The sequence below is a fragment of the Streptomyces sp. NPDC001828 genome (assembly GCF_042892175.1).
Classification (GTDB): Bacteria; Actinomycetota; Actinomycetes; order Streptomycetales; family Streptomycetaceae; genus Streptomyces.
In genome coordinates, this window is sequence record NZ_JBIATV010000001.1 from 1,392,909 (window position 1) to 1,413,039 (window position 20,131).

Genomic DNA, 20,131 nt, shown 5'->3' on the forward strand with positions numbered 1-20,131 from the left:
CTCACCCTCGGGATGGGCGTCTGGCCTGCTCGCGCGCTCAACGTGGATCGTGGCCGACCCGGAGGAAGGGCCCCGGCTGCCGTCACCGCCTGATCGAAAACGCCGACGATCTCACTGCCCTCTTGCGTGCTACAGGCCGGCCGCTCGTCGGCCCAAGACGGGCTCGGCCAGGAGTCGCGCAGGGCCGCACAGGGTCTGGCCGTGTTGGGCGAAGAGCGCGTCTCGGGAGGCGAAGTGACCAAGGTCCGTGAGCAGGTACGCCGAGAGGTCGCACGAGCCGTTCGACGTGGGGCAGGCCGTGCCCTTGTCCCAGTTGACGCTCGTCCTGGACAGCGCTTCGAAGAGCGTCTCGGGGCCGGTGTTCGTGAAGACGCCGCCCCGGCCACGCGGGCCGCCGGCGCCGGTGAACAGCTCAGACACAGGCAGCCAGGGTGCGGCGGTGTGATCGACCTCCGACAGTCCGTCGATACGGAACTCCGGCCAGGCCAGAACGACTTGGTCCGGAACCAGTCGACGCAGCCGGGGGAAGCGCGGGTACCAAAACGAGCCGTCCACTACGAGGCCACGCACGCGCGAGGGAATGCCCCACGCCCGCGCGACTCCTTCCAGGACGGCCATGCGCTGACTGCATGAGCCCCGGCCGAGCCGGAGAACCTCTGATACCGGTCGCGCCTCCTGCACCGAGTACACAGGACGAACCGTTGCGGAGATCCACTGGTGTGCGCGGCGAAGGGCCGCCACCTTCGTTGCGGGCCCAGCCCCTTCCTGGAGCACTATGCCGATGCTTCGCACTGCGGACTGAACACGCGGATGTTCCCAGTCGAGAACTCGCGTGGACACCGTCCCCCCGCTCGAACCGCGCCCATCGGTGACGGCCCGTCGAGCCTGCCTGCGCGGTGTCAGCAGCGCACTCACCATCACTTGCCCCCTCAGTCCCGGTTGCGGCGCAACACATCCTCTCAGCTTTTTTGAACGCGTTCAAGCGAGGCTGATGGCCGGTGTGGCCGCACTGCCGCTACAGGCCGGCGCCGAGCCCGCTCGCGCAAGCACTTCGCCGCAGTCGCCTTCCGGCGCCGCACCAAGCCGGCTCGGCAAACCAACGGACCCTCGCTCGCCACGATGACCTCCTGCCGGGTGAACCGTGTACCGGGGTCTTCCGCGAGCGCGGTACACCACCGCGCACAGGCCTAGCGCCTACGACCCGAGCGCCGCTCGGCGCGGGCTGCTCGCTCTCCACGACGCAGCGCTCGGCGATCAGGTCCTCGAGCAGGACGGCTTCGCGGCCGGTGAAGGCGCGGTTGAAACTGTCCATGACCTCGATCGTGCTGCGACTGCGGGACGCCGGGGGCGTAGAGGGGCTACGAACCCCAGGGCTCAGGAACTCCGCGACGGGGAGGCCAACTTGAGGGGAGCGGTGGGAGCGAGGAAGTCCGGATCGGGCATGCGCCGGCGCCGCACCTCTTCGATCGCGGCGGCCACGACGTCGGGGTCCTCGGTGAGGATGCGCGCACGGTCGGTCGTCGTGGTCACGAGGAAGGTCACACTGTCGTCGCTCGCCACGGCGTCGACCGCGGCGGCCCCGGCCGTGTCACTCGCCGGGACGACCAGCACGGTCGGACAGCGCAGGGCCTCCCAGCCAATGCCGAGGTCACCGTTGACCTCGTCCGTCTCGATGACGAGATCCGCGCGGTCCTGAGAGCCGAGCCTCACCCCAGGGGCGAGAACGGACGGGAGCCGCGAGGATCGCCCGCGCCCACGGCACTGTCTGCGGACCCGCTCCCTGCCCATGTCGTCGAGGACGGACACGGGATGGACGCCGTCGATGAGGACGAGCCCGCTCACCCGCTCCGGGTACTCGGCCGCGTAACACAGAGCGATTGTCGCGCCGTGGGACCAGCCGACCAGGATCGGCTGTCTGAGTGCGGTCGCCTCGACGACGCGGTCGACGTCGTCGACGGCGCCGCGCAGCGAGTGGTCCGTCGAGGTGTTGGAGCTCCCTCGTCCCCGTGCGTCGTACGTGACGGTGCGGTATCGCCCGTCGAGCCGTGTGATGACGCGCTTCCACTGCCGTTGCGTGGAGAGGCCGCCGTTCACGAAGAGCACCGGAGGGTCCCCGCCGAGGGTGTCGACACCGCGCAGGGTGCCGGCCGTGAACTGTCGTGACATGGGAACCTTCCGTTCGTGTGGCGGAGCGCCTATGGAGAGGGACGCCGTACGGCGCGTACGCGGTCGCCCTCAGCCCGGCAGTGGACGACCGTGGCCTTCGGGGGCTGTCGACGTCGGGGGCCGGGGGATTGCGAGCCTGGGGTCGGCGGGCGACGAGGTTGGGCCGTCCGCAAGTGGCTTGTGCCACCGCACCGCGAGGTGCGGTCGGGGGGCGCCTGCCCGGATGGCTCCGAGCGGCACCCAGCGGGGGGCGCTGTGCCGCGGCGTCTCCCGCGCGCTCGCCCCGCCTTCCGCCGGCTCCGGTCGCCCCGCGGGCGTGGTGCCTTCGGGATCGGCGATTGCTGGAAAACGATTCATTCCGTTCCTCGGGTCTGGTCAGGGCGCCTCGACGCACGCGCGCACGGAGCGGGGAAAGGAGGTGCAGGGGGCCGGGCAGGCCCGATGGCCGGGAACGGCCCATCTCGGCCACATGGGGGCGCCAGGAGGCCGAATCGCGTACGTGTCAACGATGGCCGTCTGCGGCGGCATCATCAACGGCCAGTCCGGCAACGAGCGTTGACTCACGTTCAATGCCGTCGACGTCAAGCGGAGGGCCGCCCTCACGTTGACCAGGCGGAGCGGGTATTCGCCACCGTGGAGCCGTGGTTCACGATGAGGCATGATCGTGTCCGGCAGTTCAACGATCAGGGGGAGTGAGCAGTCGATGGAACGCGCGGAGATGGAGATCTTCCTGACGCTCTCCGAGGAGCTGCATTTCGGCCGGACCGCCGAGCGTTTGCACGTCACCACCGGGCTGGTCAGCAAGACGGTGAAGAAGATCGAGCGTCGCCTCGGCGTGGCCCTCTTCGAACGCACCTCCCGGCACGTCGCGCTGACCCCCGTCGGGCACGGCCTGCGAGAAGATCTGGTGCCGCTGTACGAGGGCATCAAACGCGCCCTCGACCGTGCCGAGATGGCCGGGCGCGGCATGCACGGCACGCTCACCGTGGGCTTCATGGGGACTCAGGCGAGCCGCTTCCTCTATGCGGCCCGCGAGGTGTTCGAACAGCGGAACCCGCACTGCGACGTACGCGTCATCGAGACCCAACTGCACCACCACGCAACGCAGTTGCGTGACGGAAGCGCCGATGTGCTCCTGATCACGCTGCCCGTCGACGAGCCGGACATGACCATGGGCGCGGTGATCACCCGCAGTGAGAGGTACATCTCCCTTCCGGTGAACCACCGTCTGGCGGGCCGGGCAGAGGTGTCCATGGAGGACCTCGCGGGCGAGACGTTCATCGGCGTGCCCGAGTCCGTCCCCCGCTACTGGAGCGACCTGCACCTGCCGGTGAGGACCCCGGCGGACCGGCCGATCCGCCGGCGCCCCGAGCCGTGCACCACGTACGCGGAGGCGCTCGGCCAGGTGTCGGCGGGCAGGGCCGTGGTGCCCGGCGACGGGCAACTGCCGCTGCTGTACCAGCGCCCGGACATCCACTTCGCCCGGATCACCGACGCGCCGCCGATCGAGCACGGTCTGGTGTGGCGCGCGTGCGACGACACGGACCAGCGCGTTCGCGCCTTCGCCGACGCCGTACTGGAAATTTCCCCCGCCCTGGCGCCGCCCGGGATGAGCGCGGTGGAACGGCGGGTACCGGGCTGAGCCGACGCCGGGGAGTCCCGTACCTCGGGTTCCGCTGCCGGCGCCATCGCAATCACCCCCCTGACGTCGCCGGTCGCGTTGGCCCGCACCCCCGGGGGCCGTCCTGAGCCTGCGGGCCACGTCTGCGGTGAGGGCGTCCGACAGCGGCCGTCCGCGATGCCCGGACCCACCGGACGTGCGCACCATGCGGGTCAATACAGTCAACCGTCAGGCGACCCCGGCCGAGGCCGGTCTGGTTCGTCCTCTTGGCTGTCGTTCGAGGAAGGTCCAGACATGACACACCCGTACAGCGCTCCCGCAGGGCCGGGCGCGCCTGAAGCAACTGAGCCCGTCCGGGCAGCGGCAGCCGCCGACGACGCCGTGGGGGAGTTGAGTGCGACTCTTGAGCACCGGGCCCGGCTCATAAGACGCAGGCTGGAGCGGCTCATCGGGATTGCCGCGACCGAGGGCAACATGCTGATCCCGCTCCGCAACGGGGACGAGATCTTCACCGCGATGCTGGACGCGATCCGCTCCGCCCAGCACACGGTGGACATGATGACGTTCGTCTACTGGAAGGGCGAGATCGCCCAGCAGTTCGCCGACGCGCTGGCGGAACGGGCCCGGCAAGGGCTGAGGGTGCGGCTGCTCCTGGACGGATTCGGGAGTCGGCTCATCGAGAAGGACCAGCTGGAGTCGATGGAGCGGGCCGGTGTGGAGGTGGCCTGGTTCCGCAAGCCCCTCTATCTGTCGCCGCTGAAGCAGAACCACCGCTGTCACCGCAAGGTCCTCGTCGTCGATGAGGAAACGGCATTCACTGGTGGTGTCGGCATCGCCGAGGAGTGGTGCGGCGACGCCCGCAACCCGGACGAATGGCGCGACACCCACGTCCAGGTGCGCGGGCCGGCCGTGGACGGTCTGGCTGCGGCGTTCGCGCAGAACTGGGCCGAGTGTCACGAAGAACTCTTCGACGACCGCGACCGGTTCACCTCCCACGTGCCTCAGGGCGACGCGGTCGTGCAGGTGGTGCGCGGCTCGGCCAGTTTCGGCTGGCAGGACATGCAGACGCTGTTCCGTGTGGTGATCGAGTCGGCGGAGGAACGGATCCGTCTGGCCACCGCCTACTTCGCGCCCGACGCGTACTTCATCGAGCTGTTGTGCGCCGCCGCCCGTCGCGGAGTGGAGGTCGAGATCCTGCTGCCGGGCCCGCACACCGACAAGCGGGTCTGCCAACTGGCCGGCCAGCGTTACTACGAGGACCTCACCGCCTGCGGCGTCAAGATCTTCCAGTACCAGCCGACGATGCTCCACACCAAGGTCGTCACCGTCGACAGGACGCTGGCACTGGTCGGCTCGACCAACTTCAACCGCCGCTCCCTCGATCACGATGAAGAAGTCATGCTGGCCGTGCTGGACCAGACGTTCACCGCAACGCTGGACCGTCACTTCGCACAGGACCTTGAGCAGAGTGAACTCATCACGAGGGGACGATGGAAGCGACGCGCACCTTTCCAGCGCGCCAAGGAACTGGCAGTCGTTCCTATCCGCCGGTTTCTCTGAGCCAACGGGCCTGCACCGACAGTCCTTGTCCGGTCGCGGAGCAGCAAGCGCCCTGCGGCAGACAACGCCCCGCTTTCCACGTCCCGTAGCCACTGTGCACCACCCCTTCGCCTCCTGGCCGTCCCTCAGGGGGCGGGGGTGCCGTGGCCGATGAGCCAGTAGGACGCTCCTCACGGAGCCGACGCCAGGGGATGCCATAACTCGCGCCAAGCCAGGGCCAGTTCGTCGGTAGGCTTGTCTGCTGTGCTTCGGCGAGTGTGGTCGTGCGTGGTCGAGGCAGGGGAGACCACGACTGCGGCCCGGGGGAGAACCCCACCTCGAAGCCGGTGGACAGCAGGCTCCTCGGAGCGGATCTTGTCCGCGAGTACTCGGATGCACCGAGCTGCCCTCCCCTCTCACAGGAGCCCTTTAGTGTCCGATCACGTGCATGCCCTGAACGGTCCGCATCTCCCCGACCGGGAGAAGTGCGCACGGCGGTCAGCGAAACGTCGGGGACGGTGGCAGGACCAGGCTGAGCCGGGACCTGGGTTCGTCGAACCGCAGCGGACGCGCCTGTTGGGGGCTTCGTCGGCGGTCCCGGCCGGACCGCGTCCGGCACCGCTGTCCATGACGGTCCGTCCGGCGCGCGGGCGGCCAGGAAGGAGTACGGCCGGCACCATCCGGGTGTGACGGCGGCAGGCGGGCAGGCAGGTCACGGCGTCGGCCTCCTGGCTCGACGGCCGGATTTCAACGCGAAATAGGACGTCATCGCCGTCGCAACGAGAGGCAGGATCGGGATCAGAACCGCCGTCCCCCACGACGTGAAGCTCTTGTCCACCACCTCGAAGGTTCCCCACGGCGTTCTGGCCACGGGCACTACGTCCCCTCGCTTGCCGTCATAACCAACCGTCACGGTGACCATGCTCACGTCGCCCACAATCCGACCTGAGCACTCAACGTAGCTTCCGCTTCGAGTGCTTTTGAGCCGGCACTGCGAAAGACGAACCTGGACTTCGTTCCCAGCTAGTCCCAGCCGCAGGAGCCCGAAGGCCACGGTCGACACCGTTATCCCCAGGAACAGCACAGCAAGCACGCTCCAGGCCACGGCCGCTATGCCCCACCCCCTAGTTGTCATGGAGCCAGCATGGCGCACCAGGATCGGAAACAACTGGGGGCTTTCGTCCGTACGCAGCTGGGGATAAGAGTCCGAACGCCGACACCACCCGATACGACAAGACCGCCACGAGCCATCTCGCCGCGCTCCACATTGCCGGGATCGTCATCTGGGCCGCGAGGTGACGTCAGTCGTCGAACCAGACGACCAGCCTGACGTCGTCGTCGCCGTGCCGGAAACTCTCTCGGCGCCTTGGTGGCACTCCAGACCGCGGTCCCGGCACCGGAGCGGGTCGAGGGGCTGGTACTCGTCGACCAGCTCACCGGACAACTCGCCCACAGCGAACCGGCGCTGACGACGGACCCGCTAGGCCAAGGAACGGCCGCGCTGCGACCACTGACCGCTCCCGCCTCGGTCGGCGTCGGTGAACACGACTTGCCCGATTTCTTCATGCGAGGCGAGGGAGAGGGACTGGCCCGCGATCTCAAGGCGGGCCGGACCGTGGTCATCCCGGCCGCAGGGCACCTCGCGCCGCTGGAACAGCACTCTGCGTCGATGGTTCAACCCTGGAGGGCGGTGAGCCAGTCGGTCAGCAGGCGGTTGACCTCGTCGGGGCGTTCCTGCTGGATCCAGTGGCCGCAGCCGTCCAGGAGGTGGGAGGCCGTGAGGGCGGGGAGGGTGGTGGGGTAGGCGTCGATGGCGTCGGCCATCCAGGTGGTGGAGGCGTCCAGTGCGCCGCCGATGAAGAGGGACGGCTGCGTGATGGGGGCTCCGCGGTACGGGGCGAGGTCCTCCCAGTCGCGGTCCATGTTGCGGTAGCGGTTGAGGGCGCCGGTCAGGCCGGTGCGCTCGAACTCCCCGGCGTAGACGTCTAGGTCGTCCTCGGTCAGCCAGGCCGGGAGCGGGCCTGCGGGAAAGCGGTCGCGCAGCCGGCCGCCGTGGGCGACGAAGTGCGGGTCGGGCGCGCCTTGGGCGGGCATGGTGTCGGCGGACAGGGCCGCGTAGAAGCCCGCGAGCCAGCCCCGGACGTCGGGCTCGATCTCCGCCTCGGCGCGGCCGGGCTCCTGGAAGTAGGAGACGTAGAACTCCTGCTCGGGGCCGCCGATCCGGTCGAAGATGTCGGTGGGGCGGGGGCCGCCGGGTGGTGCGTAGGGGACGCTGAGCAGGCCGACAGCGCGGAAGATCTCGGGGTGGAGCAGGGCTGAGGTGGCGGCGATGTTGGAGCCCCAGTCGTGGCCGACGACCACCGCGTTCTCCTCGCCGAGAGCGCGCACGACGGCGACGTTGTCGGCCACCAGGTCGAGCATCCGGTAGGCGTCGGGCGCCTCCGGCTTGGAAGAGCGGCCGTAGCCCCGCACGTCGATCGCCACCGCCCGGTAGCCGGCCGCGGCGAGGGCTGGGAGCTGGTGACGCCAGGAGTACCAGGACTCGGGGAAGCCGTGCACGAGCAGGACCAGCGGGCCGGTGCCCTGCTCGACCAGGTGCAGGCGTCCGGCTGGGGTCTCGATGGTGCGGTGGCGGACTTCGGCGGGCGCCTCGGGCTGCATGGGCTTCTCCTCGGTTCGCGTACGGAGGCGGGTACCCGTCGATCATGCGGCGGGGCGGCCTCCGGACGCGATCGGCGTTGCCAGTCTGGCAAGATCGCAGCCCGGGGCGGTTCAGTGGTGCGGCTGGAAGGAGCTGGAACGGTGGCAGGCGACGACCTGGACGGCACGTTGGCGGCGATGGGGCCCAGATTGCGGGCCGTGCGCGAGCAGCACGGCGCCACGCTCACCGGTGTCAGCCGCGCGACAGGCATCTCGCCGAGCACCTTGTCGCGGATCGAGACCGGTCGGCGTAAGCCCACCCTGGAGGTAGTGCTGCAGCTGGCGAAGGAGTACGGCGCCTCCCTGGACGAGCTGGCCGGTATCGCGCCAGCGCCCTCGGCCGAGCGCCGCAGCACGGCACCGCACAGTTTCGGGGACGACAAGGCGGTACTGCCGTTGACCCGGTACGTCGGCGGGTTGCACGCCCACAAGCACGTCCTGCCCGCCGTCGAGGAACTGCCCGCACGGCCTCGGCAGGTTTCCCACGAGGGCTACGAGTGGCTGTGCGTCCTGTACGGACGGCTGTGGCTCGCGCTCGGTGATCAGGACCTCGTCCTGACTGCCGGGGACGTCGCCGAGTTCGATACCCGCACCCTGCACGGGGTGGCGAACTCCGGACCCGGCGGGCCGGTCGAGTACCTGATCCTGTTCGGGCCGCAGGGTGAACGACTGCGGCCGCGGACACCGCCGACCTCCGGCCTCGTCCCTCGGTAGCCCGCAGCCTTTGTGACCTCGGTTCCGTTCAGCGGCTGGCCTGTCCTTTGTGGTGGTGTCTTCGCCGAGCGCTTCGGCCGGCGAATCCCGCCAACGAAAGCGCCCCTCAGATGGTGCGTGTGCTCAGACGCGGATGTGCTGCTCGGTGAGCGCTCCGGGCGTGGGCTGGGCCGGGAGGGGGGAGGGCTCCGTACGCCTCCGGGCGGCGGGTGGGCGTCAGATGGGCGTCAGGCCGAAGTTGGGCCAGTCTCGTCGCTGGTCAAGGTCGAGGTCGAGGTCGGGTACGAGAACGGCGGGGATGTCGCGCGGCGCAATATTCGTGCCTTGCTCTTCGAACTCCACTGTCCCCAGGCCCGGTTGACGCGATCGGTCGAGGTGGTGCGCCCACAGCGGCCCGCCGATCACGACGGCGGTGAGGGCGGGACCGGCGGGCGGGGGATTCGGGCCCCGGGACATGATGGCGCCCCTGAAGGGCCGCGCATGTGGGAGGTGCCAGGTCAGTGCGGGTCGTCGCCGTCGCCATTGGCCGTACGGAGCAGGCCGCCGCGCCCTGCGTCCGGTGTGCCGGGGCGCTTCTTCCCGTCGTGGTGTGCGGGGTCGCGCCGGTGAGCGAGAAGTGCGGTCGGCGCGATGACGGCCAGCGCGAGCACGCCCCCGGCGGTGGCGAGGAACGGGTAACTCGTCGTGGAGACGACGAGGCCGGAGGCGGCGCCGCCGGTTGCTCCGGCGATCGACATCCCCACGTCGACGAGGCCCTGGGTGGAGGCCCGCGTCTCGGGCGCGGTCGCTTCGGTGACCATGGTCGTACCGCTGACGAGGGCCATGTTCCAGCCGATGCCGAGCACGACGAGCGCGAGGGCCGGCAGGGCAGTGCCGCCGGGCGGGACGGTGGCGGCGAGCAGCCCCGCGGCGAGGAGGGCACCGCCCGAGGCCGCCGCGACCGGACGGCTTCCGACGCGGTCGACCAGGCGGCCCGTCAGGGGGGAGGGCAGGAACATGGCGCCGATGTGAAGCCCGATGACGATGCCCACGGCCTGGGTGTGGTGTCCGTGGTGCGTCAGATGGATCGGGGTCATGGTCATGATGGCGATCATGACGAGCTGTCCGCTGATCATGACCGCGGAGCCGGCGGCGACGGCCGCCCGGCGGGGAGGGTGCGGCCGGAGTCCCGGCGTCTCGTGTTCCGGCATGCCCTCCTGGGCGGCGCGCGCGAGGAACAGCGGGTCGGGGCGCAGCCGGAGAGCTACGACGAGTGCGGCAGCCGCATAGGCGCCGGCCGCCAGGACGAAGGGGCCGGTCAGGTCCGGCAGTCCGAGCAGGCGCGCCAGTGACCCGGTGGGGCCGATCATGACTGGTGCCGCGACGGCGCCGAGCGTGGTGGCCAGCAACACCGTGCCGGCTGCCCGGCCCTGCTCGTGTGGCGGAGCCAGGTCGCTGCCCGCGTAACGGGCGAGGAGGGTGGTGACGCTGCCCGCCCCGTAGACGAACAGGGCGGCCAGCAGGAGCGGGGTGGCGCGCGTTCCGGCTCCGGCCACCACACCGACACTGCCCAGCGCGGCCGTCGCGTGTCCGGCGGCGAGGCCGGGGCGGCGCCCCCACCGTTGCGAGACACGGCCGGTTGCCAGGGCGCCGAGCGCGGCACCCGCGGTGAACAGGGCGACGGGCAGGCCGGCCGGACCGGTGGAGCCGATCAGGTCCTGCACGAGCAGGGCGCCCACGGTGATGCCGGCGGCCGTTCCGGCTCCGCCGAGGACCTGCGAGGCCACCAGCACCCGCATGAGGCGGCGTCGGACCCGGGGCGTAGCGGGCCCCTTGTCGTACTGCGCCGCGAGGACGGTCATGCGGCCGGCTCGGGTTGGCGCAGGCCGGGGGTGTGCGATGGCAGGGCGGAGATCTCCGCGAGGCTCATGCCCAACTGTTCGTGGAGGAAGCGGACGACGGTCCAGTGCGGCATGGCGTCCGCGTCGAAGGGGCCGAAGGCCGCGGTGTACAGCGGGATCCACCGCAGTGCCTCCTCCGCGGACCTTTCGCGTCCCCGGTCGAGGGCGTGGCGTTCCTGGTAGACGCCGTAGGCGATGCTGCGGTGGTGGATGAACTGCCTTCCGGGCAGGCGCTGTTCGCACAGCCTCTGGTACTCGTGGGTCTGGAGGATGAGGAAGTGCCAGATCTCGTCGATGTCCTGCTCGACGGGAAGGAACAGGCCCGCGAGCCGGTCGCGGTGGCGGGAGACCAGGTAGAGATAGCGCAGGCACTCGCGTACCTGGCTCTCGGCCCGGCCGGGCGCGCATCCGGTCCGTGCGACGGCGTACCCGACGGCTTCCTCGTACAGCGCGCTGCCCAGGAGGTCGCGGGCGCTCGGTGCGGATATGGACGGGGCATGGGACGTGCGGGGCGTGGGCGTGCTCACGGGCTGCCTCCTGAGAGGTCCGGCGGGGCGGGGCTTTGTGGGGGAGGGGTGGCCGGTGTCAGCGGGAGCGTTCCAGCCAGGCGTACTTACCCGACCGGCCGATCGGGACATGGGTGCGGTGGACCGGCGCACAGTCCCTGCCGAGCAGGTTCTGGACGGTCTCGGCGAGGCGCCGCGACCGGGCGGCGTCCAGCGGCTCGTCGTCGAACGTCACGTATTCGAGCGCCGCCTGGCCTTGCCCTTCGCCCGCGGATCCGGGTGCTTCGATGACCCGGAAGATGAAGACCCGGTCGCTGACCGCCGTGACGTGTGCGTCGAGATCGGCCTGGGCGAGGGGACCGTGCGGGGTGTCGAGGAGCTCCTTCTCCCGGCCGCAGAAGGCGGTGATGAGCCCGGGGTCGGTGGAGTCGTCGGCGGTGCGCACGCAGTCGCCGGACCGGTAGCGGACCAGTGGCATGAAGGGGTTGCGCAGACTGGTGACGATCAGACTGTGGATGCCGCTGCCGGGGGCGACGGGAACGAGTTCGACGCTCATGTCCCGCAGGTGCGGCCGGTAGCGGCCGGTGCGCGGGTCGCTCGAGTAGAGGTAGCCGAGTTCGGTGCTGCCGAAGAGGTCCACGACGGGGCAGTCGAAGCGGTCGCGCAGCAGGGCGCGGACATTGAGCGGGGTGTATTCGTAGGCGTGGACGATGCTGCCCGGGAGCGGGAAATCGTCCCACAGGTCCCAGGCGTCCAACTTCCTTACCAGATGGGCGAGATGGGGACCCGAGCAGTCCAGGTGGTATGTGCCGGACGGGTGGGCGTCGGCGATGTCACGGATCTCCGCGAGCATCCTGCACACCTCCGGCCGGTCCCAGTGGGCCGGGTCGTGGGTGCGGTTGAGATAGAGCGTGCGGTCGTCGAGCCAGCGTGCGCCGGGGGTGGCCGCCGGGTTCTTCGCGTTGACGCGGGCGACGTGCTCGGTGGCGAGCACGGTGGTGAGGGAGATGCGCTTGCCGCCCGCTTCCCAGGTGGCGCGCAGGTCGGGGTGTTCGCTCCAGAGCCGGTAGTAGGAGCGCAGGAGGAAGAGCGGCGGCCGGATGAGCTGCATCCGGGCGTGATTGGTGCCGGTGGACAGGACGTACTCGGCTTCGCCCGTCGCGAGTGCGCCGGCGAGCGCGGGTGTCATCCAGTTGTCGGGGAAGCCCTGCGCGATCTGGGTCTTCTCCAGGATCGGGAAGTCGCCCCGGGCGACGCTCTCGCGGTAGAGCGGGATGTCCCGAACGCGGTCCACGACATGGGGGCTGGGCATTGGACTCATGCGAACCTCCGTGGTGGCGGGTGCCGCGGCCGGAGAGGCCGGCCGCGGCACCCGCGGTCGGGCCGTGCGTCAGGAGATGCAACCGGTCTTGCCCGAAGCGCTGATGCAGCCCTGTTTGCCCGTGGCGCTGATGCAGCCGTCCTTGACGCCCTGCGCCGAGTTGGCGGCGACCCACTTGGCCCAGACGGTGTCCTGGGTCATCTGCTGGATGAGCTTGTCCACGAGGACCTCCTCATTGGCGGAACCTGGTCGAGGGGAGACGAAGCAGTGCCCGTCAGCCCCGCCCAGCGACAGTAAAGAGAACGCCAACTGAACGTCAAGGATTGGTCAAAGCCACTGGCGTGAATGTGCGGGGCGAAGGTCGATCCCCGGGCGGGCAGGCCACAGTGGCCCGCGAGGGAGTCCGCGTACGGACCCCTCGCGGGCGCGCCCGACATGGGTGGGCTTACCTGCTCCCGGCGTCGGACCCCGTGGCTCCGAGGGACTCCGGCACGCCGTCCGTGACCGGTCCGCCGGCCGGGCCGGGAAGGCCCGCGTTCCGGGACCGGGGTGCCGGCACCCCGGGGCCGCCCGAGGTCAGCCGCACCGGCTCGCAGCCGGCCTGGTTGTGCCGCAGTGCCCAGCCCTCCAGAGCGGTCTGGCAGGCGAGGTCGAGGTGGGAGACGCCTGACAGATCCAGTTCGATCGGACGGTCCTTCGGCAGTGCCTCCAGCGTCTCCAGTACGCGCGGAAGCCGCAGGAACGTCGCCGTGCCGGACAGCGCCACCACCAGGTGTCCGCGATCCTTCTCGCGGACGTCGACGTGGACATGCGAGGTGTCCCAGGCCGACTTGGCGACCGCGAGAACGACGCCCAGGATCACGCCCTCGAACAGATTCGTCGTCACGATCGCCACCGCTGTCGCGCCGAGGATCAGCGCCTCGCCCCGGTCGCGCCGTAGCAGCGGGCCGATCTCGCGGACCGGGACCAGCTTGCAGCCGGCGTGCACCAGCACACCCGCCAGGGCGGCGAGCGGAATGGCACCGATGGCGACGGGCAGCAGCGCCGTGAACAGCAACAGCCACGCGCCATGCAGGATCCGCGAGAGCGAAGTGGTGGCCCCCGCCGCGACATTGGCCGAACTGCGGACGATGACTGCGGTCATGGGGAGCGCACCGAGCAGGCCGCACAGGCTGTTGCCGACCCCCTGCGCGACCAGCTCCTTGTCGTAGTGCGTGCGCGGCCCGTTGTGCATCCGGTCGACGGCCGCCGCGCTGAAGAGGGACTCGGCCGAGGCGATGAGGGTGAAGGCGAGGGCTGTCCCGAGCGCGGCAACTCCTCCCAGTGCCGCCAAGTCGTCGAGGCCGGGCGGCCGGATGGCCTCGGTCAGACCCCGAACCGTCACATGGGCCACGTCCGCCCCGAGTGCGGCGGTGACCCCGGTCGCCAGGGCTACGGCGGCCAGCGGCGCGGGTACCACGCGAAGTCGCGCGGGAACCCTGGGCCACAGGACGAGCACGGCGATGGTTCCGAGCCCGACGGCCACTCCGGTCGCCATGCCGGGGGAGCGTACGGCGTCGACGACCAGGCCCGGCACCCCGAGGAGCTTGCCCAGGCCCGATCGGGGCTGGTGGGCGCCGGCCATGGTGTAGAGCTGCCCGAAGATCAGTACCAGCCCGATGCCCGCCAGCATGCCCTGGACCACGGAGCCCGAGATGGCCCGGAACCAGCGTCCGCACCGCAGCAGGCCCAGCCCGATCTGAAGGGCGCCGGCGAGCAGCACGATCGCGCCGAGCATGCCGAGGCCGAATTCCTGAACCGCCTCGAACACCAGGACCGTCAGTCCGGCGGCCGGACCGCTCACCTGCAGCGAGCTGCCGGGCAGGAAGCCCACCACGAGACCGCCGACGATGCCCGTGACCAACCCCAGTTCGGCGGGGACACCGGACGCCACGGCGACCCCGACGCAGAGTGGCAGGGCCACGAGGAACACGACCAGGGAGGCGAGCAGATCCTGACGGAGTACGTGAGGCCGGCGCAGGCCTCCGAAAGTGGAACGCAGATAGGAGCGCGGAAGAGACATGGACGTTGGTGTTCCTCTGCTCTGGGGCGGGCCGGTGGGAGAGGGGGCGGGGCCCGGTGGCCGGGCCTGGGCGGAGGCCCCTGGTGTGCGCCGGGCGTGGCGACGGAGCCCGTACCCGGCGTGTACGCCGGAAGGGAGTCCTGGGCGTGACGGCATGGCGGCAGGTCGGTTTCCTGAGCAGTCGCCCGACATGAACCGGGTGGGGTCACCGGGTCAGGGGCGACAGAGGCCGTTGGGCTGGTGAGACTCGTGACCCGAGCCCTGCCTCGCCGATATGCCGCGCCCTTCGAGCTCACGGCTACCGCTCCGGCTCCGCGAGAGAGTCAACTTCCCTATGTGGAGGGCTCTTTGGGCGGCCATAGCGATGGGCCCACATATACCGGGGTGCCGGAGGTGGGCCGTGCCGGTCGTCGCGAAGGGGCGGGCGTGCTGGATGGGTGACGTCATGTCGGCCTGCCTCCTGCGCCCGTCTCGACAGGGTTCGGGCGCGGTGTGGTCTGCTCGATGGAGAGGTTCCCGGTTCGTACGGAGGGGCTCCGGGCCGCCCGGTGGGGGGAGCGGTCCTCTCGGACCGCCATCACTACTTTGCCCGTGCATTACCGTTTCTTGACAGACGGAATTCTTGCCAAAGTGAAGCCGCAAAACACGCCATCCGGTGTCGGCATGCAGCGTCAAGGGCCGTGCGGATTGGCGAAGTTGGGCGAGTGCGCAGAGGTGGGGGACACCGTAGGAGCGAAGGTGGCTGCCGCCGTGCTCATGCCGTGCGCTCCTCGCTCACGACCAGCGCGACGACGAGACTGAGTGGTAGCTCGTCGTGGCTTGTCATCCTGTTCCCTCGGCTGCCGGGTTGTCTCGACATCCCTTGTTGCGGCCTCGGTTGACGGGAGTGATGCGTGTTGGTTCGGCTCCCGGGGCCGCTTCGGGGTGGGGCTGCGGACCGCCCGGCGGGGCCGGTGCTGTGGGGCTTTCGGGCGGGACGGCGTCCGGAACCGGTGGCGCCGCGCGAGGGCGGCGCGGTGGGCGTCAGCACAGCAGCAGGGCCGCCTGCCAGGGCAGTGCACCGTGCGGCGCGTGCGGAGTGGTCACGGAGTGCAGGGCGAGGGCCGCGCCCGCGGCGCCGTCGAGGAAGCCCGGCCGGTGCACGACGCCGGAGCCGCCGGGCTCGGCCGCTGCCCAGAGGAACGGCCGGGCCGGGTCGGCCAGTGCCGCCAGATGCTCCGTCAACTCTGGTATATAAACGGCCAGTTCGGAGCCTCCGGGCTCGCGGGCCATCAGGGACACGATCGTGGTGAACCCCGCAAGGCCGTGACACAACGTGGGATCACCGAGGGCGTGGGCTGTACCGGAGCGGCAGACCGCGGCGACCGCGCCGATCGCCTGGCGGTTCCATTCGGGCTCCTTCAGCGCGAGCGCCGCGAGCTGGAGGGCGCGTGCCACCCCGGGTGTGCCGTAGCACCAGCCGGTGCGGGCCTCGGCCAGTTCGGGCCGGCCGCCGGCGGCGGCAGCCGACTCGGCCTCCATCGGCACCACGTTGGGCCAGCCCGCCCCGTCCGGGCTGCGCCGGGCCAGAAGCCACTCGGCGACGGTGCGGATCGCCTGTTCCTGGCCCGGTACCCGCACGCCCGCGGTCAGGGCGAGGGACAACAGGGCGAGCGGACCCGGGATGCCGTGGGCGAGGCCGACGTTGAAGTGCCCGCCGGGGATTCCGTCCGGCTCGCTGTACAGGATCGGATCACCGGTCCACCAGCCGGGCACCCGCGTGCCGTCCGGGGCGGTCACCGGGCGGGTGAGTGCGACGAGGTGGGCCAGGACCAGTTCGGTGGTGTCCCGGTGTTCAGGACCCGCCGCGAGGAGCAGGCGGCCGAGGCCGGAGAGCCCCGCCACCACGTCGTACCCGGCCATCGGGGCCCCCGCCGTCCCCGCCGCGACCCGGGGCGCGTCCTCCTCGACGAGTCGGTACGCCAACAAGGCTGCCTGCGCGTCCAGTTGGGACAGCAGGCCGCCGTACTCGCCGGGGCGTCCGACGGCCGTCCGGGCCGCGAAGGCGACCGCGGGCAGCCCCGCGTACAGGCCCTCCCGCAGCGGCCTGCGTGCCCCGGTGACCGCCGCAGACAGATGGGCGTGCGCGACCTCGGCGTACCCGGGCTCGCCGTGGGCCAGCGTCGCGAAGAGCAGTCCTACTCCGGCATGGCCGTCCGCGAGGGACTGCGCGTGCCACAGGGAGCGGGTCCTGGCCAGCTCGGGGGTTTCGGCGGCGGCTACTTGTGCGGCCAGTCCCGCCGGGTCTGCCAGTCGTCCGGCCAGCTCCACCACGAGGTCGTCGGTCATGCGCGGGCCCTTTCCCGGTCGAGGTGGGCCCGGACGGTGCCACGGGCCACGGCGAGTGTCTGCGCCTCGGCCGTACGGTCCGTGCCCAGGCGGCGGTTGCAGTGCATGTGGACGAGCGAGGCCAGCACGCCGTCGGGGGAGACGCTCAGCGTGCCCCGCTCCTCCTGTGCGCGCACCAGGCGCCCGAAGCGCTCCGGCGCAGCGAGGTGGGGCCGCCCCACCGGATCCGGCAGGCCGTCCGGGGTGATCGTGGCGAGCGCCGCCCGCCTGCGGGTGGCGAACGCCTTGTGGTGCTCTTCCCGTTTGGGATAGGTGGCGGTGAGCCAGCTCCGCCAGTCGCCGCCGTAGCCGCGGTGGAACGCCCGCACCAGTTCGCTCACGTCGTGGGCGGTGGACAGGATCCGGTCGTCCGCTGGAGCCCTGAGCCGCTCCAGCACGAGCCGGCTGTCCGCGTGGAAGACCTCCTCGGCGGCCTCCAGCAGTGCGGGACCACCGTATCGCTCGGTCTCGGGCGCGTAGCTGTCCAGGCGCAGCCCGCGGGCGAGCCCGTCGGCGGCCAACTGCCGCGCCAAATCGTGTAGTTGGGGCAGGGCGACGGCGTTCAGATGAGCCGGGTCGCCGTGCAGCCGAAGCCGCAGGTGCGGGTCGGGGTCCGCGTACCGCAGGAAGAACCAGCGGTCGACGCCCTCCGGTCCGCCCGGCCCGGAGTCCGGCCCGGTCAGGAAGCGGAGAAGGGGCCCGGTCAGGAGCTCGTCCTGACGTTCCGCCGAGGTGTAGAGCGTCGCGTAGAGCCAGGGGCCGCCGGGCGGGATCTCGCCGGTGCCGCGGCGCACGGTGGCGCGGGTGGTGCGCACGGGGGCCCGGGTCGGCTCCGGCCGCAGGGGCATCAGCGTCACCACGGCCTCCACCTCATGGGCGCCACCGGGCCCGTGCAGCCAGCCTCCGTCCGCTGGGTCGCCGAGGGGCAGCTCGTGGACGAAGGCCGAACCCGTCCGCTCGCACTGGCGGCGAAGGATCTCCCGGTGCGACGCGACGGCGAGGTTGATCGGGATGCGGTGGTCGCCCACGGAGAGCTGGACGTGGTCGGGCACCCGCCAGAGCGCGCGCCACGCGTCGAGCGCAGGACCGTCCGCCTCCAGCCGCCAGCGGGCCGGGCTGAGGACGGTGCGACCGATGCGTACGGCGGGCAGGAACGGCAGGTCCTCCGCGGCTCCCCACTCCCACAGCCGCCACTGCTCGCGGCCGAACGCGGCGGCTTCGATGAGGAAGCGCACCGCGTTGGGTGCGGTCAGCTCCCGGTTGAGGACGTGGAGCGCCGACGGAGTCAGCTCCCGCCCCAGCTCCGTGGACACGATCCGGAACCCGTCGGAGTCGGCGCTGACGGCGATGGAGTCGAGCGCCAGGTCGGTGACGCCGGGGGCGGCGGGACCGGGATGTGCTCCGACGACGAGCCGTGTGTCCAGCCAGGTCGGTACCTGGGCGACGTTGGCGTGCCTGTGATGCGACGCCTGGTGGTGGACCTGCACGGGCAGCCGCCCGGTGGACTCGCGCGCGGCACGCACCGTCTTTCGCATCGCCTCTGCATGTGCGGGCGCGAAGAGATGGGCGAACCGTCCCATCAGGCCGCCGGACGCGGTGGCCGCGCCGACGAGCACCAGGGTGAAGTCGCCCCGGTCCATCGAAGCGGCAGATTCCGCGGCCACCGTGACGACGAGTTCCAGTGACGGCGGCCGCGCGGTGCGGGCCGTCCCGTCCCGGTCGGCCGACTCGAACCGGCGCAGCAACTCCTCGTCCAGGACGACCTCGCGCGCCCCGCGTGCCTGCGCCTCGGCCGCGAGCCCGAGCAGCAACCGCTGCCGCTCGGGCCCCAGGGGTGCGGGGCCCGGGTCCGGGCGGTGACTCGGCGGCAGCCGGTAGCCGGCCGGAGCGCCGAGGCCGATGTCGGGGTCGAGGACCTCCTTGACGGGCACGAGGCGGCCGAGCCCGTACCGCTCCACGAAGTCCTGGTGGTACGCCGTCAACCGGCCCGGCGCCGGGGGCGCGAGGCGCCACAGGGCGGCGCCCGCTCGTTCCAGTTCCTCGGCCACCGCGTGCGAGAGCACGGCGGTGCCCTCCAGGCGCAGGTCCACCTGAACGGCGTCCGCCGGCAGGGCCCGGCGGCTCGCGGCCCGGGCGTCCGTGCCCGGGCCGGGCTCGGGGCCCGAGGCCGCATGCTCAAGTGCCCCGCGCCAGGCGCCACTTCCCTCGCCGAGCGGGGTGCGGCGGTAGTCGTCAAGCGATGAGCGCAGTCCGGCGACCCATTCGGCGGCGGGCGTGGCGGGCGAGAGCAGCGCCGCCACGTGAGCCAGCGGATCGGGAGCGTCCAGCGGCGGACGCAGCTCCGTGAGCAGTACCTCCGCCCCGATCAGCTGGGCGACGAGGCCGGCCACGGCGCCGTCGGGTGCGCCGGGGAACCGGGCTTCGACGGCCCGGATCAGATCGTCGCAGCGGACCGGGCCTGCGGCGGCCTCGACCACGGCGCGTACGACGGGGGTGTGGCGGAGCGTCCGGGACGTGGGACGGTCTCCTGGCGTGCCGCCGGCCCCGGAGCCGGCCGCATCCGGGCCAGGCGCGGCCGGGGCGAACGGCAGGACCAGCCGGCCCCCGCGTACGAAGCACAGTCCGTTCGCCACCACACTCAGTTCGCGGTGCACCGTGGGGTCGCGCTCCCACCGGGCGATCAGCTGGGCCAGCCGCCCGGCATCGGGCCGCACCGCCCTGTGCCCCTCGCCCGTGAGCTCTCCCTTGGCGGCCGCGCCGAACGAGCCCCACAGCACCCCCGCGAGCAGCCCGAAGGGGGTGGGCCGTGACGCGGCCCGGAGCAGATACCGGGTCACGGCCCGATGCGCCTTGCGCAGATCGGAGAGGGGCACGGGCGAGCCCGCGAGAACGGCGTCCACCGTACGGGCGAGCGAGGGGCTGGAGACGTCCACCGCTTCGCGGAAGCGTGGGTCGGCAAGCAACTCCACGAGATGGGAGCGGAGTTCATCGGCCTCCCGGCCAGGCCCGCCGGATTCGGCACGGGGCCCGTCCCGCCAGGTGGCGCGCACGCCGGAGCGGGCCAGGAGTGGCGTCCTCAGCAACACTCCGTCCGCGCAGCGAAACACCGGTTCCACGCCATGGCCGTGCCGCATCTCTGCCCCGCCCTCCAACTTGATGCCCCATGAAACGGACTGGGTAATTCCCGGCTTCTTCCTCGGCATTACATCGCCACACTAACCCCGCCCGAACCCTCCCGTAACCCCTTGACTATGT

Annotated in this window: 15 protein-coding genes and 1 pseudogene; 3 read left to right on the top strand and 13 right to left on the bottom strand. The window is 71.3% G+C overall.

The window, feature by feature from the left end; all coding sequences use genetic code 11:
- Positions 1–129: 129 nt before the first annotated feature.
- The 3 genes and pseudogenes from ACFYZA_RS06485 to ACFYZA_RS06495 form a co-directional block, all read right to left on the bottom strand.
- Positions 130–420 carry a hypothetical protein gene (locus ACFYZA_RS06485; RefSeq protein ID WP_388488016.1) on the bottom strand — a complete coding sequence of 97 codons (291 nt, stop codon included), beginning with the start codon at positions 418–420 and terminating at the stop codon, positions 130–132.
- Between the two features lie 51 nt (positions 421–471).
- Positions 472–918, bottom strand: a pseudogene (locus tag ACFYZA_RS06490) (transglutaminase domain-containing protein); the annotation flags it as partial.
- A 456-nt stretch (positions 919–1,374) separates the two neighbouring features.
- Complete coding sequence (locus ACFYZA_RS06495) at positions 1,375–2,166, bottom strand: alpha/beta fold hydrolase (RefSeq protein ID WP_388487801.1); 792 nt, start codon at positions 2,164–2,166, stop codon at positions 1,375–1,377.
- A gap of 703 nt (positions 2,167–2,869) precedes the next feature.
- On the opposite strand from ACFYZA_RS06495, the gene ACFYZA_RS06500 reads away from it, so the two are divergent.
- Both ACFYZA_RS06500 and ACFYZA_RS06505 read left to right on the top strand, forming a co-directional pair.
- Entirely contained in the window at positions 2,870–3,808 is a 939-nt protein-coding gene (locus ACFYZA_RS06500) for a LysR family transcriptional regulator (protein ID WP_388487804.1), read from the top strand.
- 273 nt (positions 3,809–4,081) lie between these two features.
- Positions 4,082–5,347 (top strand): phosphatidylserine/phosphatidylglycerophosphate/cardiolipin synthase family protein, encoded by a 1,266-nt coding sequence (locus tag ACFYZA_RS06505; protein WP_388487806.1) that lies wholly within the window; start codon positions 4,082–4,084, stop codon positions 5,345–5,347.
- Between the two features lie 691 nt (positions 5,348–6,038).
- On the opposite strand, the gene ACFYZA_RS06510 is transcribed toward ACFYZA_RS06505, so the two are convergent.
- Entirely contained in the window at positions 6,039–6,461 is a 423-nt protein-coding gene (locus ACFYZA_RS06510) for a hypothetical protein (RefSeq protein WP_388487808.1), read from the bottom strand.
- Between the two features lie 539 nt (positions 6,462–7,000).
- Positions 7,001–7,987: an alpha/beta fold hydrolase gene (locus ACFYZA_RS06515; RefSeq protein WP_388487811.1), complete on the bottom strand. Its 987-nt coding sequence runs from the start codon at positions 7,985–7,987 to the stop codon at positions 7,001–7,003.
- A gap of 141 nt (positions 7,988–8,128) precedes the next feature.
- On the opposite strand from ACFYZA_RS06515, the gene ACFYZA_RS06520 reads away from it, so the two are divergent.
- Positions 8,129–8,740 (top strand): helix-turn-helix domain-containing protein, encoded by a 612-nt coding sequence (locus tag ACFYZA_RS06520; protein WP_382594013.1) that lies wholly within the window; start codon positions 8,129–8,131, stop codon positions 8,738–8,740.
- A gap of 216 nt (positions 8,741–8,956) precedes the next feature.
- On the opposite strand, the gene ACFYZA_RS06525 is transcribed toward ACFYZA_RS06520, so the two are convergent.
- The 8 genes from ACFYZA_RS06525 to ACFYZA_RS06560 form a co-directional block, all read right to left on the bottom strand.
- Positions 8,957–9,196, bottom strand: a complete 240-nt coding sequence (locus ACFYZA_RS06525; protein WP_388487813.1) for a hypothetical protein — start codon at positions 9,194–9,196, stop codon at positions 8,957–8,959.
- Positions 9,197–9,237: 41 nt separating this feature from the next.
- On the bottom strand, positions 9,238–10,581 hold the full coding sequence (locus ACFYZA_RS06530) for an MFS transporter (RefSeq protein ID WP_388487816.1): 1,344 nt from the start codon (positions 10,579–10,581) through the stop codon (positions 9,238–9,240).
- Positions 10,578–11,147, bottom strand: a complete 570-nt coding sequence (locus ACFYZA_RS06535) for a hypothetical protein (protein ID WP_388487819.1) — start codon at positions 11,145–11,147, stop codon at positions 10,578–10,580. The genes ACFYZA_RS06530 and ACFYZA_RS06535 overlap by 4 nt, the downstream gene beginning before the upstream one ends.
- 58 nt (positions 11,148–11,205) lie before the next feature.
- A complete protein-coding gene (locus ACFYZA_RS06540; RefSeq protein WP_388487822.1) occupies positions 11,206–12,447 on the bottom strand; it encodes a hypothetical protein in 1,242 nt (413 codons plus the stop codon).
- Positions 12,448–12,516: 69 nt separating this feature from the next.
- A complete protein-coding gene (locus ACFYZA_RS06545) occupies positions 12,517–12,669 on the bottom strand; it encodes a hypothetical protein (protein ID WP_388487824.1) in 153 nt (50 codons plus the stop codon).
- Positions 12,670–12,892: 223 nt separating this feature from the next.
- Positions 12,893–14,509, bottom strand: coding sequence for a SulP family inorganic anion transporter (locus tag ACFYZA_RS06550; protein ID WP_388487826.1), 1,617 nt, complete (start codon positions 14,507–14,509; stop codon positions 12,893–12,895).
- A gap of 1,023 nt (positions 14,510–15,532) precedes the next feature.
- Complete coding sequence (locus tag ACFYZA_RS06555; protein ID WP_388487828.1) at positions 15,533–16,837, bottom strand: lanthionine synthetase C family protein; 1,305 nt, start codon at positions 16,835–16,837, stop codon at positions 15,533–15,535.
- Positions 16,834–19,959: a lantibiotic dehydratase gene (locus ACFYZA_RS06560; RefSeq protein WP_388487829.1), complete on the bottom strand. Its 3,126-nt coding sequence runs from the start codon at positions 19,957–19,959 to the stop codon at positions 16,834–16,836. Before ACFYZA_RS06560 ends, ACFYZA_RS06555 begins: the two co-directional genes overlap by 4 nt.
- Positions 19,960–20,131: the final 172 nt, after the last annotated feature.